This is a genomic window from Brevundimonas sp. TWP3-1-2b1 (genome assembly GCF_049896165.1).
In the GTDB taxonomy this organism is placed as follows: Bacteria; Pseudomonadota; Alphaproteobacteria; order Caulobacterales; family Caulobacteraceae; genus Brevundimonas; species Brevundimonas subvibrioides_B.
Genome location: NZ_JAFCTT010000004.1, coordinates 136,721 through 154,441 on the forward strand (window position 1 = coordinate 136,721; position 17,721 = coordinate 154,441).

General features: G+C 65.1%; 12 protein-coding genes and 2 tRNA genes. 7 read left to right on the forward strand and 7 right to left on the reverse strand.

Annotated elements, in window-relative coordinates; genetic code table 11:
* Window positions 1–238 precede the first annotated feature (238 nt).
* Both ACP7AB_RS05510 and ACP7AB_RS05515 read left to right on the forward strand, forming a co-directional pair.
* Entirely contained in the window at window positions 239–1,612 is a 1,374-nt protein-coding gene (locus tag ACP7AB_RS05510) for a tyrosine-type recombinase/integrase (protein ID WP_425989159.1), read from the forward strand.
* 204 nt (window positions 1,613–1,816) lie between these two features.
* Window positions 1,817–2,266: a RusA family crossover junction endodeoxyribonuclease gene (locus ACP7AB_RS05515; protein WP_425989157.1), complete on the forward strand. Its 450-nt coding sequence runs from the start codon at window positions 1,817–1,819 to the stop codon at window positions 2,264–2,266.
* Between the two features lie 170 nt (window positions 2,267–2,436).
* Here ACP7AB_RS05515 and ACP7AB_RS05520 read toward each other — a convergent pair whose 3' ends face one another.
* Window positions 2,437–2,814: a hypothetical protein gene (locus tag ACP7AB_RS05520; protein ID WP_425989156.1), complete on the reverse strand. Its 378-nt coding sequence runs from the start codon at window positions 2,812–2,814 to the stop codon at window positions 2,437–2,439.
* Between the two features lie 324 nt (window positions 2,815–3,138).
* Here ACP7AB_RS05520 and ACP7AB_RS05525 point away from each other — a divergent pair, with 324 nt between their 5' ends.
* Both ACP7AB_RS05525 and ACP7AB_RS05530 read left to right on the forward strand, forming a co-directional pair.
* A complete protein-coding gene (locus ACP7AB_RS05525) occupies window positions 3,139–3,372 on the forward strand; it encodes an HU family DNA-binding protein (protein ID WP_425989154.1) in 234 nt (77 codons plus the stop codon).
* A 176-nt stretch (window positions 3,373–3,548) separates the two neighbouring features.
* Window positions 3,549–5,039, forward strand: a complete 1,491-nt coding sequence (locus ACP7AB_RS05530) for a tyrosine-type recombinase/integrase (protein ID WP_426046114.1) — start codon at window positions 3,549–3,551, stop codon at window positions 5,037–5,039.
* Window positions 5,040–5,239: 200 nt separating this feature from the next.
* Here ACP7AB_RS05530 and ACP7AB_RS05535 read toward each other — a convergent pair.
* A tRNA-Gly gene (locus ACP7AB_RS05535) sits at window positions 5,240–5,313 on the reverse strand.
* Between the two features lie 300 nt (window positions 5,314–5,613).
* Between ACP7AB_RS05535 and ACP7AB_RS05540 the strand changes: the two genes are divergently transcribed.
* Both ACP7AB_RS05540 and ACP7AB_RS05545 read left to right on the forward strand, forming a co-directional pair.
* Window positions 5,614–7,131, forward strand: a complete 1,518-nt coding sequence (locus tag ACP7AB_RS05540) for a hypothetical protein (protein ID WP_425989151.1) — start codon at window positions 5,614–5,616, stop codon at window positions 7,129–7,131.
* A gap of 79 nt (window positions 7,132–7,210) precedes the next feature.
* Window positions 7,211–9,850 carry a TonB-dependent receptor plug domain-containing protein gene (locus ACP7AB_RS05545; RefSeq protein ID WP_425989149.1) on the forward strand — a complete coding sequence of 880 codons (2,640 nt, stop codon included), beginning with the start codon at window positions 7,211–7,213 and terminating at the stop codon, window positions 9,848–9,850.
* A gap of 192 nt (window positions 9,851–10,042) precedes the next feature.
* On the opposite strand, the gene ACP7AB_RS05550 is transcribed toward ACP7AB_RS05545, so the two are convergent.
* The 4 genes from ACP7AB_RS05550 to ACP7AB_RS05565 form a co-directional block, all read right to left on the reverse strand.
* Window positions 10,043–11,707: an amidohydrolase gene (locus ACP7AB_RS05550; protein ID WP_425989147.1), complete on the reverse strand. Its 1,665-nt coding sequence runs from the start codon at window positions 11,705–11,707 to the stop codon at window positions 10,043–10,045.
* 530 nt (window positions 11,708–12,237) lie between these two features.
* A complete protein-coding gene (locus ACP7AB_RS05555) occupies window positions 12,238–14,196 on the reverse strand; it encodes a M1 family metallopeptidase (RefSeq protein WP_425989145.1) in 1,959 nt (652 codons plus the stop codon).
* 79 nt (window positions 14,197–14,275) lie between these two features.
* Window positions 14,276–15,526 (reverse strand): multidrug effflux MFS transporter, encoded by a 1,251-nt coding sequence (locus ACP7AB_RS05560; protein ID WP_425989143.1) that lies wholly within the window; start codon window positions 15,524–15,526, stop codon window positions 14,276–14,278.
* An 88-nt stretch (window positions 15,527–15,614) separates the two neighbouring features.
* Window positions 15,615–15,935: a hypothetical protein gene (locus ACP7AB_RS05565; RefSeq protein ID WP_425989141.1), complete on the reverse strand. Its 321-nt coding sequence runs from the start codon at window positions 15,933–15,935 to the stop codon at window positions 15,615–15,617.
* 131 nt (window positions 15,936–16,066) lie between these two features.
* Here ACP7AB_RS05565 and ACP7AB_RS05570 point away from each other — a divergent pair, with 131 nt between their 5' ends.
* Window positions 16,067–17,434 (forward strand): DUF6880 family protein, encoded by a 1,368-nt coding sequence (locus tag ACP7AB_RS05570; protein ID WP_425989138.1) that lies wholly within the window; start codon window positions 16,067–16,069, stop codon window positions 17,432–17,434.
* Between the two features lie 5 nt (window positions 17,435–17,439).
* Here the strand turns inward: ACP7AB_RS05570 and ACP7AB_RS05575 are convergent.
* Window positions 17,440–17,524: transfer RNA gene (locus ACP7AB_RS05575), tRNA-Leu, on the reverse strand.
* Between the last annotated feature and the right edge of the window lie 197 nt (window positions 17,525–17,721).

Genomic DNA, 17,721 nt, shown 5'->3' on the forward strand with positions numbered 1-17,721 from the left:
CCGTTTTTAGTGAAAATCCCCCGATTCAGGAGAAATCGTGCCGGATTCACCGCCTCCTAGAATCTTCTTCTATGTTACGGGCTGTGCCTGCAAGTTGTTATCAGGCTAAGTATCCGTTAAGGTAAATATTAAAATAGAGATTGATCGGGAATGAGAAATCCTTCTGTATAGAACTTATCGGCAGTCGAGCCGACTCAAATAAGGAGATCAATGCTCCTGTTTACAAGTATCAAAGTACATGCAAGCTCCATCAGAAGAATTCCAAGCCTACACCCCGGCCACTTCCCGCCTGGGTGACTTCGTCTTCGCATACAAGACGGAAGATGGTCTGGATCGCCTCGTCTACCGTGTGCCTGCAGAGGGGCGTCCTCCACACTGGCACGAGGAACGCCCTCTGCCTGCAACCGGAAAGGTCATGGGCAGGCTCGCATCCCCCACCTTCCGTGCAAAAATCGAACGATCGGTCGCGCAGTACGACAATCAGCTCGAACTCTGGAGGAAACGTGCGGAGTTGACTGGGGCAAACGGTGACCGCAGCGTCCGTTCATTGGCTGAACTTTATCGCGTCGAAGACCGGTTGAGCCGCAGATACTCGATCCTGCGGGACTCATCAAAGGAGCGGGTCAATCGAATGATCGAAGTCATCGCTCAATGGGCTGATGCCAATGGCCAGCCGTCATTCGCAACGATCGGGCGCGACGAGCTTGTCGAGTTCCTGCAACTATTTGACGATCGCCCCGCGCTAAAGTGTCAGGTCAAGAACGCCCTAAGTCTCCTCATGCAGACGGCCGTTTGGGTGAAATGGCGCGAGGATAACCCGGCGCTGACCATCAAGGTCCCCAACCCGCCGGCACCTGTTCGGGAGATCTGGACGCGCGATGACGTCAAAACTTACATCGCTGCTTCGGCCGGGTTCGGTCACCCGGCGGTCGGCGGTATCATCCAGTTTATGTACGAGACTGGTCAGCGGCCTGGCGATGCGCGGCGGCTCCGTTATGGAGTTGATTACTCGAACGGCTACATCCGGATTCGCCAAAGCAAGGGCGGGGTGATCGTCAACGGGAAGCTGAAGCTCGCAAACGCCAAAGCCATCGATGCCGTGAGGGTTGCCGGTTCGGATTACGTTTTCGAGAACCCGAAAACTGGCACAGCGTACACATCCGACGAACTGACCTACGTGTTCGACAAGATTCGCGCTGAAGTCGATCAGAGGGACGGGCGGTGGCTCATCTTGTACACTCTCCGTCACACCTTTGTGGTCCGGCAAGTCATCGCTGAAACACACCCTTATGATATCGCCGCTCTGACCGGTCATACTCACGCAAGCGTTAATCGGATCATGGAAAAGTACTTCATCCGCGACTCGAAGGCCGCCATGCGGGCCCTGAAGAATTTGAACCGTGCCGAAGGCGGCAGCGACGAAGACTTCGGCGACTTCAACGTGGGGGAAGGTGATTTCGGTTCGCAGGCACCGAAGAAGAAGAAGACCGTTCTCGGTGCTGGCCTCGCCCGCCGCCAAGCGATCCAGTTCGCCAAGCGCTACCTGGATCGCGAAGAAGTCGAGCAGATGATCATTGATAACGTCGAGATCAGGACGAGCCTGACCAATTAAACTTGTTGTCCCGCTCCGGAGAATCCGGAGCGGGCAGGTAAAAGTCACGATTCGTCTCAGTGAAATAGGGCTTGAGACTGAGACGGAACATGACAGGCCTCCGTTGATTATAATAGAGTTTCATGGTTAACTTATTTTTACAAGCGCTCTTGCTCAATTCGAAATGAGGTGTAGCTGGATGGCCTTCTAATAGAGGAGGTCGCCTTGCCCGCGCCGGAACCCCACCCGATAGTTTTCACCGCTGCCGTTCGCCCTCGCGCGAAGGGACGAGCACGTTACTCAGGCCGCCATGCGACAAGGCGGTTCTACACCCCCGCGCCCACCACGGAGTTTGAAGACGCTATTGGCCGGGCCGCCCGGGCGGCGATGGAAGGCGCCTCCCCGCTGACGGGACCGGTCGACGTTCATGTGCTCATCCGGCTCAGGCCCTGTGCATCAACCAGCAAGACGAGAGCCAACGCAATGATCGGCGGCGCCATCCTGCCGGCAAAGACGCCAGACGTGGACAACGTCGCGAAGGGTGTTTTGGATGGTTGCAAGGGGATAGCGTTCGTCGACGACCGCCAGGTCATCCGACTGATATCCGAAAAGACCTATTCCAGCTCCGAAGGCGTGGACGTCTGCATCACGTCACGCACGGAAGCAGCCGGATAGGTAGCAATGAGGGCGTTGGTTATGGCCGCACCAGCTTTTCAAATAATTGTCGCGCAAGGACTCGGAGCGGCGGGTCCGAAATGCTCGACACAGTAACGGGTCGAGGAGGACGAGGCGGAAGACTGCGACCGCTGGCCGACTGGTAAAACCCAGTCGGCCAGTGCGGTCGATCAGGCGCGCGGGTGGTTTCGGACCGTGATCTTGTTCTTGCCGGCTTCAAGGATGCCGCAAACCGGAGCGCCGTCGGCGGAGCGGAGCGCTCCGAAGGCGTACGGCTCGCCAGCCTCGTCCAGAAGCACCATGAAAGCCCGAGCCCAGCTGCCCGTCTTCATGGTGATGCTGACCGGGGACAGGCTCATGAGGCGGCTGTTATCGACCGTGAAGGATACGGGCGTAACGCCATCCGAGATGACGTCTGCTTCCTGGTAGTCGATGCCGTCGGCACCGGGCGGCTTCAGCAGGACGATGGCGTTCAGGTGCAGTTGGTCGGGGAGCGTCTTACCGCGCAGGCGGTCGACGGGGCCCACGACCGCTTCGAAAGCGGACATGTAGATTCTCTTTTCTGGAGAGGTTGAGCCCAGCAATTTGCGGGCGGTTCGGCCGCCGATTGGCGACCTCAGGGATAGTACTTGGCGGCCCGAGGCAGGGCAAGAAACGTGACATGCGCCGACACCCAACACGTGGCGTAGATCCTCGGCCCGATCCGCCAACCCCTAAGAACCCAACTCAGAATTGCCATGCCCGGCTCTAACCGGATGAGAGCCTCCGCAGCCCTCGAGCTGTCAAGCGCTATTTTCAACATTAGCAACGTTTTCAGATAGTTACGGCCGAACTGGCTTGCGCGGGCCGCGGTGACGTGGTAGGTGAGCCCTATGAAACCCAACCAGCCACTTGCCCCGCCCGCCATGACGACCGAGCAACTGATCGATGAGATCGCGAATGCAGAGCCGCATTATCTCCCGCCGGAAGTGACGCGCCGCTGCCTGGATCTGCTCGCGGAAATCGTGTTCGAGCGGGCGAGCAAGGGGGTGTCAGTCGAGGTCACGCACTTCGGCACGTTCGCGCCCTCCACTCATGGCAATGTCGTGGTCTTCAGCGGGACCTGACGCCATGATGACCTTGAAAAGGCCTGCCGTCCGCCAGTCAGATGTCCGGCGAGTTGTCCGCGCTGCTCATGCGGAAGGCCTGAGCCCGCGTATGATCAGAGTGGAGACCTCGGGCGACGTGTCCGTTGAGGTAGGTGACTTCGTCGAGCAGAATGTAAGCGCACTCGACCAGTGGCGTGGACGCCGACATGACGCCTCAGCTCAAAGGCATTAATACCTACGTCCGGCGCGACCCGGACGGCAAAGTTGTGGCCACCTACTTTTACGCTTGGAAAGGCGGCCCGCGGCTGCCCGGTAAGCCTGGATCGCGCGAGTTCGTGGCCGCCTATGAAGAGGCGCACCGCCAAGCTAAGGCGCGAACCGGCGACGATCTGGCGAGCCTTGCTCTCAAATATCAGGCCTCCCCGGAATTCACCGGTTTGGCCGAGGGGACGCGGAAGGAGTGGCGCCGGTTCATCAGCCTAATCTGTGCCGACGGGAGCGAGTTCGACATAGGCGGACTTCCGATTGCGGCTCTCGACGACCCCAGGGTCAAAGGAGACCTGCTTGCATGGCGTGACCAGTGGCAACACACAAAGCGCAAGGCGGACTTTGCCATGCAGGTGCTGTCGCGGGTGCTTTCATTCGGGCGTCAACGCGGGCTGCTCGCCACCAACGCTGCAGTTGGACTGGGTCATCTGTACAACGGAAACCGTGCGGACCAGATTTGGACACCCGAGGACATCGCCGCATATGTCGATGCGTCGACCTCGCCTGAAATCAGCTTTGTGCCACAACTGGCCTGCCTGACCGGTCTGCGTCTGCACGACCTGCACACGCTGACTTGGGATGAAGTTGGCCCCGTCGCGATCGAAAAGCCGACCAGGAAAAGCAACTACACAAAAGTCGCAGTTATCCCCTTGTTGGACGAAACGAAAGAACTTCTTGCCCGGATTAAGACGCAGCAGCTTGCCCGAAATGAAGAACTTCTAAGGGCCGCCGCCAGCGGCAGTGGTCCCGAGCCGGCGTTGCCCGCCACCGTTCTTTCTCACACCCTAGGCCGTAGCTGGAAGTACTCGGGCCTCTCAACTCGGGTCAGCGATACGCAGAAGGCATCATCTCCCAGGGTTACCAAACATCTGCATGATGCTCGGGGTACATTCGCAACGCGTCTTCGGCGAGCAGGGCTGACCGCTCCAGAAATTGCTGACGTACTCGGATGGGACGAGGAACGGGTCGAGAAGCTGCTCGCGATCTACGTGGATCGTCAGACCATCGTCATGGGAATCGCCGAACGGATCCAAAGGCTCGAAGCCGAAGCCCGAGTCGCGCAAAAACCGCCTGGCCCTGTCTCGATGACAAGAGCGTCGGTCGATGCAGTCGGGTCAACGAAGCCGTCGACGGTCCGTAAGTTGGCGACGGCCAGCAACGAGGAAAGAAACCGCATGAAATACCCCTTGATCGGACTCTGCGCACTGATGGGCGACAAGGGGGTTGAACGTCGAAGCCCATGGGTGAGCGACGATTGGCTCGGCGCCGAGATCGCTCGCGATCCGTGGCTGTTCCGCGAAGTTGAGTTTGAAGCTGGCTACTTCGATCTGCCGTCCGACGCTGACGCGTTGCGGTGGCCGATCCCCGCCTCAACGGCCGAAGAGATGGGTCGCCGACTGACAGCCTCCTACCGCTAAGTCAAACGGCGATATTTCGACGAAGGTGTCACGCCACACTGATCGGTGCGCCCTTAGCCGCCCGTTCCATGAACTCACAAAGCCATTCCAACTAAAAACACGCCGAAATGGTTTTGGGAATCGCTCGTCCAAAACAGCCAAATATGATCCGTAGGCGGATCAAATTGATTTCAGATTATGCCTCAAAAACAACCATTTATTGGAGCGGGCGGCGGGAATCGAACCCGCACGAAAAGCTTGGGAAGCTTTCAGGCTACCACTACATCACGCCCGCGGAAGCTGGCGGCAGCCTAGCGGAATGCGCGGGACGCTCAAGCGCGGACTCACGCTGGGCCGATTTCTCCAATCCTGTGACATTCACTCCGACATCAGAACCTTTGTCATCCGCGTGACGTAAAGTATTCGCTGCAAATGTTTGGTGAACATCAATCCGCATTCGGATCGACTGTAATAATCGCACGTTTTTCTGTCATTTGAGCTTTGCATTGAAGTCCTAAAGGCGGCGTCGGGATCGCCAGATCGTGTCTGAACGATGCGGCGGCGATCAACCCGTTTCCAACCCGAGGGGATATCGATGCTTCGTCTGACCAAGGTTCTGATGGCCGGTGCGGCCGTGATGGCGCTGGCCGCCTGCGGCTCCGCCGAAGTGGCGTCCCCCGGCGAGGGCGATTTCGGCTCCGGCGGCGGCACGGGTGGCGGCACAGGCCCCACCCCGCTTCCGCCCGGCACCCCCGCCGCTGACTGCCCAACGGGCCTGACCAATGTCGGCACCGTCGCCGCCGGCACTCTGCGCGCCTGCCAGCTGCCCGAGACGATCTCGGGCTCGCTGACCCTGTCGGTCCGCGCCGGCACCATCTACGCCATCTCGGGTCGCACCCAGGTCGGCACCGACCGCGGCGCCGATCCGGCCGCTCCGGTCGCCGGCAGCGTCCAGGGTATCCTGACCATCGATCCGGGCGTGAAGGTCTTCGCCTCGGGCGGTTCGGACTACCTGCTGGTCAACCGCGGTTCGCAGATCTTCGCCGAAGGCACCGCGACCCAGCCGATCATCTTCACCAGCCGCCAGAACGTCGAAGGCGCCACCAACCTGAGCTCGCAAGGCCAGTGGGGCGGCCTCGTGATCGCCGGCCGCGCGCCGACCGCCGTCTGCCCGGCGGGCGTTACGGCCCCGAACGCCTCGTGCGTCGGTCAGGTCGAGGGCACCAGCGCCAACTACGGCGGCAATACACTCGCCGACAACTCGGGCCGCCTGCGCTACGTGCAGGTCAACTTCTCGGGCTTCGAACTGTCGCCGAACAACGAACTGCAGGCCCTGACCCTGGCCGGCGTCGGCTCGGGCACCACGGTCGAGTTCTTCCAGTCCTACAACTCGTCTGACGACGGCATCGAAATCTTCGGCGGCACCGTCAACCTGCGCAACATCGTCATCAACGGCGCTGACGACGACGGTCTGGACACCGACACCGGCTGGCGCGGTGGAGCCCAGTTCGGCATCATCACCCAGAAGCCGACGGCCGTGACCAACGGCAGCCGTGGCCTGGAATGGTCGGCCGCTCCGTCGGGCACCGCCTTCTTCGCCCAGCCCAAGGTCTCGAACTTCACCATCGTCGGCCGTAACGCCGCTGTGGCCGCTGACGCGCTCATCACGATGAACACCGGCACCCAGCCGACGGTCATCAACTCGGTCTTCACCAACCCGACGACCTCGGCCGCCGCCTGCCTGGACATCGACGACGCCCAGACGGTCACCAACGCGCCGATCTTCCGTTCGGTCTTCTTCGCCTGCTCGCGTCCGTATGAAAACGACACGAACATCGACGCCGCAGCGACCGGCGCCGTGTTCACCTCGGCCACCAACGTCAACAACACGGCCGCCGGAACCTCGACGATGACGGCCCCGGCCGGCGCGACGATGACCAACAACGGCCTGACCTTCATCAACGGCGCCAACGAGACGGCCGTCGTGGCGACCAACGGCAACGCCCTCTACCCGTTCTTCACGTCGGTGACCTACATCGGCGCCGTGCGGAACACCGCCGACACCTGGTACCTCGGCTGGACCTGCGGTCTGGCGGCCGGTTCGACCTGCTGATGACGAAGACCGGGGCGGTCCTTGAGGGCCGCCCCGACTTCGCCGTCCCTTTCGTTGAACCCCCTTCAAGGCGCAGATCATGAAGACGCTCTCCCTGACCCTGAGCGGGGTCCTGCTGGCCACCAGCGCGTTGATCGCGCCGGGGCTCGCCTACGCTCAAACTGCTCCGGCCGAAGCCCCCGCCCAGGTCGCGGCGCCGGCTGAACCGCAGGACGAATCGACCCAGGTCGACGAGATCGTCGTCCTCGGCCGCTACATTCCCGAGCCGAACCGCGAGAGCCCGGAAGTGGCGGCCTTCCTGACCGCGGAAGACCTGGCCCGCACCGGCGATTCCAACGCTGCGGAGGCCCTGACCCGCGTCACCGGCCTGTCGATCGTAGAAGGCCGATTCATCTATGTGCGCGGCCTGGGCGAGCGTTACTCCTCGGCCCTGCTGAACGGTTCGCCCCTGCCGAGCCCCGAGCCGCTGCAGCGCGTGATCCCGCTGGACCTGTTCCCGTCCGACATTCTGGCCGGCGTGACCGTCCAGAAGACCTACTCGGCCAACTATCCCGGCGAGTTCGGCGGCGGCCTGATCGACCTGCAGACGATCTCGACCCCCAATGATCCGTTCTTCACCTTCAAGGCCTCGCTCGGCGGCAACACCGAGACCACGGCGCAGGACGGCCTGATTTACTACGGCGCGCGTACCGACTTCCTGGGCTTTGACGACGACACTCGCGACATCCCCGGTCCGGTCGCTCTCGGTTTCGCTTCGGGCAGGCGCATCAACTCGGCCAACTTCACCGCCACAGAACTCCGCCGCATGGGCCAGTCGCTGGTCAACGCGCCGCTTCGCCTGCTGCAGCGCGAGCAGATCCCGGTCAACTTCGGCCTGGGCTTCACGGGCGGCGCGTCGACCGAGACCGGTATCGGCACGCTCGGGGCCGTGTTAGTGGCCGGATACGACAACAGCTCGAGGACCCGTGAGGGTCAGCGCGACAGCGGCCGCCTCGACAGCGGCAAGCTGGTGCTCGCAAACGACTACGACTTCATCTCGACCCAGAACGACATCCAGCTGAATTTCCTGGGCGCGCTCAGCCTCGAGAGTGGCGACAACACGATCAAGTGGACCAACCTCTACGTCCGCAATACGACCAAGGAAGCGCAGAGTGTCGACGGCATCGACGATCTTGGCGGCCAGGCTCGGCGTCGCACGGACCTGACGGCCTGGTATGTCCGTCAGCTTCTTTCGACGCAGCTGACCGGCGAGCATTTCTTCGGCGAGGCCTGGGAGTTCAACTGGCGCGCCGCCTACGCAAAGACGTCGCGTGACGCGCCTTACGAGAACAGCTTCGGCTACGGCGTGAATGCCGCTGGAAACTTCGTTCATTCGATCCAGTCCAACTCGATGGCGTTCAGCGAACTTGATGACGACGTTGTGTCGGGCGGCGCGGACCTCAGCTATATCCTTCCGCTGTCAGACTACCGCGAGGCCAAGTTCACGGTCGGCGTCGCCGGCTATGACAATAATCGCGACTCCCAGGAGCGCCGCCTGCGCTTCAACGCGATCAACACGCTTTCGGCCGATCAGCTGGAATCGCGGGTCGATTATCTGTTCTCGGACTTCAACATCGGCCCGTTCCTCCAGATCGAGGAAGTGACCGGGTCGAACGGCGCCGCCGCCTTCGAAGGCCAGCTGACGGTCAACGCCGTCTACGGCCAGATCGAGGCCGAGGTGATCCCGCTGGTCAACCTGACCGTTGGCGTTCGCTACGAGGACGGCCAGCAGACGGTCAGCCCGGTCGACCTGTTCGGCAGCACGACCGGCCTGGTCCGCACCGAGATCCAAGAGCAGTACGTCCTGCCCGCAGCCACGTTGACCTGGAACTTCGCCGAGGACATGCAACTGCGTCTGGCTGCGTCCAAGACCATCGGCCGTCCGCAGTTCCGCGAACTGGCGCCGCAGCAGTTCCGCGATCCGGAAACGGACAGGACCTTCATCGGCAACCAGTTCCTGGTCGATACCGAGATCATGAACCTGGATGCCCGTTTCGAATGGTACTTCGCCCGCCAGCAGTTCATCACGGCCGGCGTCTTCTACAAGGACCTGGAAAATCCGGTTGAATCCAGCGTCGTCGATCAGGGCGCGAGCATCTCGCAGACGTTCCTGAACGCACCCCGGGCGCGGATCATCGGCGCCGAGATCGAGGCCAAGAAATACTTCGAGTTCCCGGACTCGGGGATGGACTTCATCGCCAACAAGCGCTGGCTGGTGCAGGCCAATTACACCTTCTCGGACTCCGAAGTGACCGTTGAGACCGGCGACAAGGTCCTGACGCAGAGCGGTCTGGGCGTGCCGGAGAATGCGGCCTTCTACGTGATCGATGGCAGCCGTCTGCAGGGTCAGTCGGACCACGTCGCCAACCTGCAACTGGGTTGGGAAGACGACATGGCTCGCTCGCAGGCGACCTTCATCCTGAACTACGTCTCGGAGCGGACCTCCGCCCGGAACATCGCCGGCAACCCGGATCTGATCCAGGAACCCGGCGCCTTCCTCGACTTCGTCTATCGCAAGGACTTCGACGTCATCGGCCGCGAACTGGGTCTGGCCGTCGAACTGCGTAACCTGCTCGGCACCGACTATCAGGAATACATCGAGCTGGGTTCGACCAAGATCGACGTCAACTCTTATGACCTGGGCTCCAGCGCCTCGATCAGCCTGACCGCCCGCTTCTAAAGAGGGCTTACGATTTCAAAGACCGGGGCCGTCCACCGCGAGGTGGGCGGCCCTTTTCTTGTTCCTCCCCCGTCGGGGGAGGTGGCGCGGCGCGCCTTTGCGCCGTGACGGAGGGGGCTCGTCCCGGACTCCGGCGTTTGCAGCAGGCCCCCTCCACCACTTCGTGGTCCCCCTCCCCCGACGGGGGAGGATCTAGTCAGCCCGATAGACCACCTCGCCATCGACCACGGTCAGGACGGCGCGGCCCCTGGGGATGTCGGCTTCGGGGGCGGTCATCAGGTCGATGTCGAAGGCGGTGAAGTCGGCGCGTTTGCCGACCTCGATGGTGCCCAGCTCGCCTTCGCGGAACGAGGCGAAGGCGGGCCACAGGGTGAACATCTTCAGGGCCGTGGCGCGGTCCACGGCCTCGTTCGGGCGCCAGTCGGGTCCCTGGAAGCCTTCCAGATCGCGGCGAGCGACGGCGGCGTAGAATTCGATCAGGGGATCGCCGCGCTCGACCGGGGCGTCGGAGCCGCCGACCACGACGACGCCGAGATCCACCAGACTGTGCCAGGCATAGGCGCCGTCCAGGCGGGCGTCGCCGAGGCGGGCCGATGCGAAGTGGAAGTCGCCGATGGCGTGGCTGGGCTGCATCGAGGCGATGACCTGCAGGTCCCGGAACATCGGCTCGTCCCCGGGGCGCAGGATCTTGGCGTGCTCGACGCGCCAGCGGGGTTGGGCAAGGCCGCGTTCACCGGCGGGCACGGCGGCCATGGCGTCGCGGTACCAGGTGAGAACCTCGGTATTGCCCCGGTCGCCGATGGCGTGGGTGGCGACCTGGATGCCGCTGCGCAGCGCGTTCTCGTAGAGCGGGGCCATTTCCTCGCGCGTCGTCTGCATCAGGCCCGAGGTGTGGGGGGCGTCGCTGTAGGGTTGATGCAGGGCGGCGCCGCGCGAGCCGAGCGCGCCGTCGACATAGTATTTGATGGCGCGGGTGATGATCCGTCCGTCGGCGACGCTGCGGGGGCCCGAGGCGATCAGGGCGGCGCCGCCGTCGGGGGTGACCGAGTTGTAGACCCGCAACGGCGCCTCCCCGGCCTCGGCCATCTGCTCCAGCAGGGGGATGTCGGACCAGGGCGCGCTCATGAAATGGATCCCGGTCCAGCCGTAGCGGGCCTCGACCCGGAAGCCGGCGCGATAGGCGTTCCGCTTCGCCTCGGGATCGGCCTGGGGCATCAGGGGCGCGAGCAGGGACATGGCGGCGTCGACGATGAAGCCGGTCGGCAGTCCACCGGGGCCCTTGGCGATCTCTCCGCCCGAGGGGGCGACCGTCGAGGCATCGATCCGGGCGGCGGCGAGAGCGGGCGAGGAGGCGGTGATGGCGTGGCCGTCGGCGCGCTCCAGCAAAACGACCCGGCCAGGTGCGGCGGCGTCGAGGTCGGCGGCGGTCAGGAAGCGGGCGCCGTTGGCACTTTCGGGCCAGCGAGTCTCGATCCAGCCGCGACCGATGATCGGACCCTCGGGGTGGGCCTCGGCCCAGGCGGTCAGCCTGGCCATGGCGTCGACGACGGAGGTCGAGCCCTCGAGGTTCAGCGTCAGCTCGCGCCAGCCGATGCCGTCGAGGTGGGCGTGGCCGTCGGTGAAGCCGGGGAACAGGGTGGCGCCGTCCAGATCGATGACGGTCAGCCCCTCGGTCGAGGGCGCATCGGCGGCGGCCCCGACCCAGGTGATGCGGCCGTCGCGGGCGATCACGATCTCGGCCGTCGGGGCGGCGTCATTGCCGGTGTGGATGGTTCCGCCCCGGATCAGCAGGTCCTGGGCCTGTGCTGGGAGGGCGAGGGCGGCGATGGCGGCGGTGGTCAGGAACGAGCGGAGCATGGGGTCACCGGGCTGGCGGAAATCGGACGGCGGAGTTGCGGGGATTGGCGCGCGAAGGTCAAGGCTGGGTGGAGCAGCGGTCGGCCCGGACTTCAAAACACCGTCCGAAGCGTTCGAAGCGTTCGGAGCGACCGGGGAGGAGGTCCAGACTCCTGAAACTGGAGTCCAGATAGTCCGTAGAGTCTACTCGGCTGGGGGGCGTGATGGCGATGTCAAAGACCGGGACCAGTGTCTCACGGTTTTCGGGAGCGGTCGGGATAAGGCCTCTGAATAATTCCGACCGTTGATTTCAAAGGCGGATTCGGCCGATCCGTTGATGGGTATGGGGTGCCGAACCCTCTCCCGCTGGGAGAGGGCTTGAGGCTCGCAGAGCGAGGCGATGCGCCAGCCGAAAGGGTGAGGGTCGTGCCTCACCGGTTAGCATCCGACCCTCACCCTTTGGCTGCTTCGCGCCGCCCTTCGGGTCGCGCAAGTCCGATCGCCGGACGGCTCCCGGGCGCTCAAGCCCTCTCCCACCGGGAGAGGGAAGATTAACCCGCGACCGGAGACGGAACCCCGACCACGTCGTCGACCGATCCTGTGGTGACCGGGTGATACCCCGGACGCGCCGTCGCATAGACGCGCGTCGCGATGGGACGGCCCCAGTCGCCCTGGCCCCACAGCGAGGTGTAGAGCGGCAGGACGAATTTTCGGCGGCCCTGCGAGGTCAGGAACCGTTCCAGCGTCGGCACGGCCGGCTGGTAGCGGTGGGCGACGGCGATCTGGAGCCACTGGAACAGGACCTCGGCATTGCCCTCGGCGCGCAGGTTGAGGGTGGTCTCGAGGTCGGCGAGCTGGGCGGGGGTCAGCCACGGGCGCGTGGCGGCGGCGCCTTCGGGACGCCAGGCGAGGAAGTGCTGACGTTCCTGCGTCGACCAGCCGGACCAGGGGATGGCCGAGGCCGGGCCCTTGTCGGCGAAGAAGGCGTCGGCGGCCGTGTCCACGGCGGTCAGGGCGGTCGAGACCGGGGCCTGGGCGTTCGACGGCAGGCCCGGCTGATAGACCCAGTTGTCGAGCTGCAGTTCACGCTCCAGCGCGGAATCGCCACGCACCAGATTGGCGCGGATATCGATCAGGAAGCCGCCGGCGGTCATGGGCCTGAAGGCGTTGCGCTCAAAATAGCCCTTCAGCCAGGCATCGAAGCGCTCGCGGCCGACGATCCGCTCGATCGTGCGCAGGAAGGCGGCGCCCTTTTCATAGGGGATGTCGTTCAGGCCGTCGTCGGGATCGCGGCCGTCGAGGTCGACGTGCAGGCGGGTGTCGAGCGGATCCATCTCGGCCAGCGACGACTGCAGGTCGTTCCAGCCGAGGACCTGGAGCATCATCGCGCGGTCGCGGCCGTAGACCGCCTCCATGATGCGGTTCTCGAAATAGGTGGTCGTGCCCTCGTTGAGCCAGATGTCGGCCCAGGTGGCGTTGGTGACGAGGTTGCCGGACCAGGAGTGGGCCAGTTCGTGGGCGACCAGCGAGACCAGCGACTTGTCGCCGGCGACCACGGTCGGGGTGGCGAAGGTCAGGCGCGGGTTCTCCATCCCTCCGAACGGGAAGGACGGCGGCAGGATCAGCAGGTCGTAGCGGCCCCAGCGGTAGGGACCGTAGAGGGCCTCGGCGGCGTCGACCAACTGGCCCATTTCGGAGAATTCGGCCTTGGCGGCGTCGAGACGGCCGGGCTCGGTCCAGACGCCGACGCGGGCGCCTTCGGACGCAAACTTCAGGTCGCCGACCGCCAGGGCGATCAGATAGGGCGGGACCGGGTTGGTCATGCGGAAGCGGTAGGCGTGCATGCCGTCAGCGGCGCGTTCGCCGTCGGGCGTCAGCATCTCCGCCGACATGACGGCCTTGAGCGCCTCGGGGACGGTGATCTTTGCCGAATAGGTCTGGCGGATGCCGGGGCTGTCCTGGGTCGGGACCCAGGTGCGGGTCAGGATGGCCTGGCCCTGGCTGAACAGGAAGGGTTGCTGCCCGCCGGCGGTCTGGGCCGGGGTCAGCCACTGGAGGGCCGCGGCGTCGGGGCGGGTGGAATAGGTCACCACGATCTTCTGCACCTTGCCGGGCGCGAAGGCGGGGACGGTGACGGTCAGGGCCTGGCCCTTGATCGGGTCCTCGGCGCCGAGGGCGAACTGAAGCGCATTGCCCTTGTCGTCGGCGACGGAGCGGATCTCGAGGTTCCTGATGTCGAGAATGACCTGGGTCGCGCCGGGCTCGCCCGTGACGTCAAGCGTGGCCGTGCCCGACAGGGTCTTTGTGGCGAAGTCGGCGGTCAGGTCGAGATCGACGTGTCTGACCCGCGCGATCTGGGGCTGGGCCCAGGAGTGGACGTCCCGCTCATAGGTCACCGGCGCCGTGGCCGAGGCGGGCAGGGGCGGCATGTCGGACTTCGTGTCGCCCTGACCGCAGGCGGCGAGCAGGGCGAGGGTGGAAGCCATCACGGCGAGGCGGGCGCGGGACATCAAGGCGTACTCCGAAACGTTTCGGCGCGGAGGGAGCCCTGAAAGCGTGGCGAGATCAAGGGGCGTCGCGCCCCGCGGCCTACCCGGCGGCGACCGGGACCGGATTGCGGGCCACGAACAGCCTGCCGCGTTCGGCCAGCAGGACGAAGCCCAGGGCGGCGATCCCGCAGGCGGTGATGCCCAGGGTCATGGGCACGACCGTGCCGTTGAACGACTGGCCGATGGAAAAGCCGATCAGCGAGCCGATGATGGTCGAGATGAAGCCCTGGGCCGAGGAGGCGGTGCCGGCGATATGGCCCATCGGCTCCATCGCCATGGCTCCGAAATTCCCGGCCAGCAGCCCGAAGCAGAACATGGTGCAGGCCTGCAGGATGCCGAAGGTCCAGATGGTCTCGTGGCCGCTGAGGGTGACCATCAGGTGGATGGCGCCGAAGGTGATGAAGCCCAGCAGGGCCGTGTGGCCGATCATGCGAGAGCCCAGCTTCTCGACCAGTTTCGCGTTGACGACGGAGGCGATGGCGATGCCGCCGGCGATCAGGGCGAAGACGGTGGTGAACAGGGCCGGGGCCTCGAACACGTCGAAGAAGATCTGCTGCGACGAGTTGATGAAGGCGAACAGGGCGCCCGTGATCGCCGTCATGGCCAGGGTGTAGCCGATGGAGACACGGTTGGTGACGGCCTCCCTGAAGGCCAGGACGATGCGCCTCGCCTCGATCGGAAGGCGGTCCTGGGGGTGCAGCGTCTCGGGCAGGCGCACGCCGGCCCAGATCATCAGGGCGACGCCCGCGAAGGCGAGGACGCCGAAGATGGCCTCCCACGGCGCGACCAGCAGGATGGCCTGACCCAGGGAAGGGGCGATGACGGGGACGCCGAGGAAGACGAGGAAGCTGAGGCTCATCACCCGCGCCATGGTCCGGCCCGAGAAGCGGTCACGCACGATGGAGACGGCCAGAACGCGGGTCGCGGCCGAGCCGAGCCCTTGACCGACGCGGGCCAGGATCAGGGTCTCAAAGGTCGGGGCCAGCATGGCGACCAGGCTGAAGACGACATAGATGCCGACGCCGATCATCAGGATCGGCTTCCGGCCGAACCGGTCGGCGAGCGGGCCGTAGACGATCTGCATGCCGCCGAAGCCGAGCAGATAGGCGGTGATGACCCACTGGCGGCTGTTGTCGGAGGCGACGCCCAGCGCATCGCCGATATCCGGCAGGGCCGGCAGCATGGAGTCGATGGCCAGGGCGTTGAGCGCCATCATCAGGGCGATCATGCAGACGAATTCCGGGAAGCCCGGGCCTTTGGGCCTGGCGATTTCGTCCGTGGTTGAGGTCATCGTGTCCAGATGCGCGTTGAGGCGCCGGCCCGCAACCGGTCAGCCTGTAACTTTTCGCAACTGCGAGATGACGGTTGCGACCCAGGGGCTAGGGCATGAACTGGATGGTGCGGGCGAACCTGTGATCGACCGCGGACCGGTCGGTCGTCGCATCCGCCATCAGGGCGATGGCTGCGTCGCCGAAGCCCATGCCGGGATGGGTCTCTTCCAGAACGGCGCATTCACCGACGCGGCCGTCGGCGAAGGCCGTGCATTCCAGGGTCACCGCAACGCTCTGGAGCAGCGGCGCCGGAGTGGGTTCGAGCGCCGTCATCGGCGCGGGTTCGACGGCGAGCGCCGCGCGGGTGAGGGTGAGCTGGCCCAGCGAGGGGTCGGCGAACAGGGCGAGGGCGAGGGTCAGAGCGATCATGGGACGGGCCTTTGGACTGCCGGATTAATGATCGGCGAACCGGAGCGTTCCAGCCGGGCCGCAGACGACATCGGACCTATCGCTGATGTGACCCGTTCGGCACACTGTGTGATCCTGACGGAAGGCGACCCATGGCGAAGAGACCGGCGACGGCGAAGAAGACCCTGTCGGCGGCGAACCTGAAGGCGCTCGGGGACGCGCGTCTGGCCGATCTGCTGATGGAGATGGCGGGCGAGGACGCGGGCTGGAAGCGGCGGCTGCGCATGGAGCTGGCGGCCGAGGTCGGGGCGGCCGATCTGGCGCTGGAGATCGACAAGCGGCTGAACACCCTGGCGGGCAGCCGGACCCGGGTGTCGTGGCGGAAGCGGCCCGAGTTGCTGGCCGACCTGGCGACCGTCCGCCGGATCATTGTGGACAGGCTGGCGGCCATGGATGCGCGGCTGGGGCTGGACCGTCTGGTGGCCTGGTTCGACCTCTATCCGGGGCTGGCCGCGCGGGTGAAGGATCCAAAGGGCGAGCTGGCCCTGCTGTTCGACGGGTCATCGACGGAACTGGCGGCCACGGCCTCGCTGGCGGGGGCGGAGGTGGCGGCGCCGATCCTGATCGAGGCGCTGAATACGCGACTGTCGGAATGGGGCAGCTGGATCGGGCGCGGGGCGGCGGGGCTGAGCAGGCCCCTGGCGCAGGCCCTGCTGCTCGGGATCACCCAGGGGAGGCCCAGGCCCACCGGGCGGCTGGCGCTGGTGGTGAGGAAGCTGGCGGACCGGGCGGGCGACCTGGATGCCTGGGTCTCCTCGTTGCCGGAGGAGGATCGGGTCAAGCCGGAGATCGGCGCCGAGATCGCGCGACGGCTGGCCGAGGCCGGGCGTTCGGTCGAGGCGCGGGCGGCGCTGGAGGCGTCGCGGCCGAGGCCGGTCGAGGCGTCACGCTCGGGTCGGCGCGAACCGGAACCGCCGCCGCCTCCGCCGGAAAACTGGCTGACCGCCGAGATCGCCGTGCTGGAAGCCGAGGGCGATGTGAAGGGCGCCAGCGATGCGCGCTGGATGCTGTTCGAACGGACCCTGGCCGAGGCGCCGCTGCGGGCCGAGATCGCCAGACTGGCCGACTTCGAGGACGTCGTCGCCCTGGACCGCGCCTTCGCCCATGCGGCCGCCTGGCCCGACGCGACGGCGGGCCTGAGGTTCCTGATGACCTGGCCGGCGTTGCGCGAGGCGGGGGAGATGGTGGTGGCGCGGGCCGGCGACCTGCGCGGCTCGGCCGATGAGGTTCCGCTGTGGGCGTCGCGGCTGGAGGGACGGCATCCGGCGGCGGCCCTGGTGTTGATCCGGGCGCGAGCCGTGGCGCTGACACGCCTGGCCCTGAGCCACGGCGGCGAGGAAGTCGAGCAGCTGCTGCAGCAGGCGGCGGCGCTGGCCGAGCAGACCGGCGATGACGGTCAGGCCGGGTTCCTGCTGGCTCTGGAAGAGGCGGCGCGGCCGGTAAGGCGCGGCTGGCGCTGAGAATGTGGTGCCCCGGGCCGGGGTCGAACCGGCACTCCTTTCGGAACCGGATTTTGAGTCCGGCGCGTCTACCAGTTCCACCACCGGGGCCCGCGAAGGGCTTCTTAGTGGGCTATCGTGCGACGCGCTACTTGAGCCGTGATTTTTTACCCGTGCACCCCGGCGAAGGCCGGGGTCCAGAGTGCGGAGACTGACATTGGGGCTTCCCTGCCATCACGGGACACCTGTGTCTGTGATCTGGATCCCGGCCTTCGCCGGGATGCACGGGGGAGAGGATGAGTTTCTCG

Coding starts and splice junctions, on each gene's coding strand:
- ACP7AB_RS05560 (WP_425989143.1), bottom strand. CDS start 15,526: ATGACCTCAACCACGGACGAAATCGCCAGGCCCAAAGGCCCGGGCTTC.
- ACP7AB_RS05565 (WP_425989141.1), bottom strand. CDS start 15,935: ATGATCGCTCTGACCCTCGCCCTCGCCCTGTTCGCCGACCCCTCGCTG.
- ACP7AB_RS05550 (WP_425989147.1), bottom strand. CDS start 11,707: ATGCTCCGCTCGTTCCTGACCACCGCCGCCATCGCCGCCCTCGCCCTC.
- ACP7AB_RS05510 (WP_425989159.1), top strand. CDS start 239: ATGCAAGCTCCATCAGAAGAATTCCAAGCCTACACCCCGGCCACTTCC.
- ACP7AB_RS05540 (WP_425989151.1), top strand. CDS start 5,614: ATGCTTCGTCTGACCAAGGTTCTGATGGCCGGTGCGGCCGTGATGGCG.
- ACP7AB_RS05545 (WP_425989149.1), top strand. CDS start 7,211: ATGAAGACGCTCTCCCTGACCCTGAGCGGGGTCCTGCTGGCCACCAGC.
- ACP7AB_RS05555 (WP_425989145.1), bottom strand. CDS start 14,196: ATGTCCCGCGCCCGCCTCGCCGTGATGGCTTCCACCCTCGCCCTGCTC.
- ACP7AB_RS05525 (WP_425989154.1), top strand. CDS start 3,139: ATGAAACCCAACCAGCCACTTGCCCCGCCCGCCATGACGACCGAGCAA.
- ACP7AB_RS05520 (WP_425989156.1), bottom strand. CDS start 2,814: ATGTCCGCTTTCGAAGCGGTCGTGGGCCCCGTCGACCGCCTGCGCGGT.
- ACP7AB_RS05570 (WP_425989138.1), top strand. CDS start 16,067: ATGGCGAAGAGACCGGCGACGGCGAAGAAGACCCTGTCGGCGGCGAAC.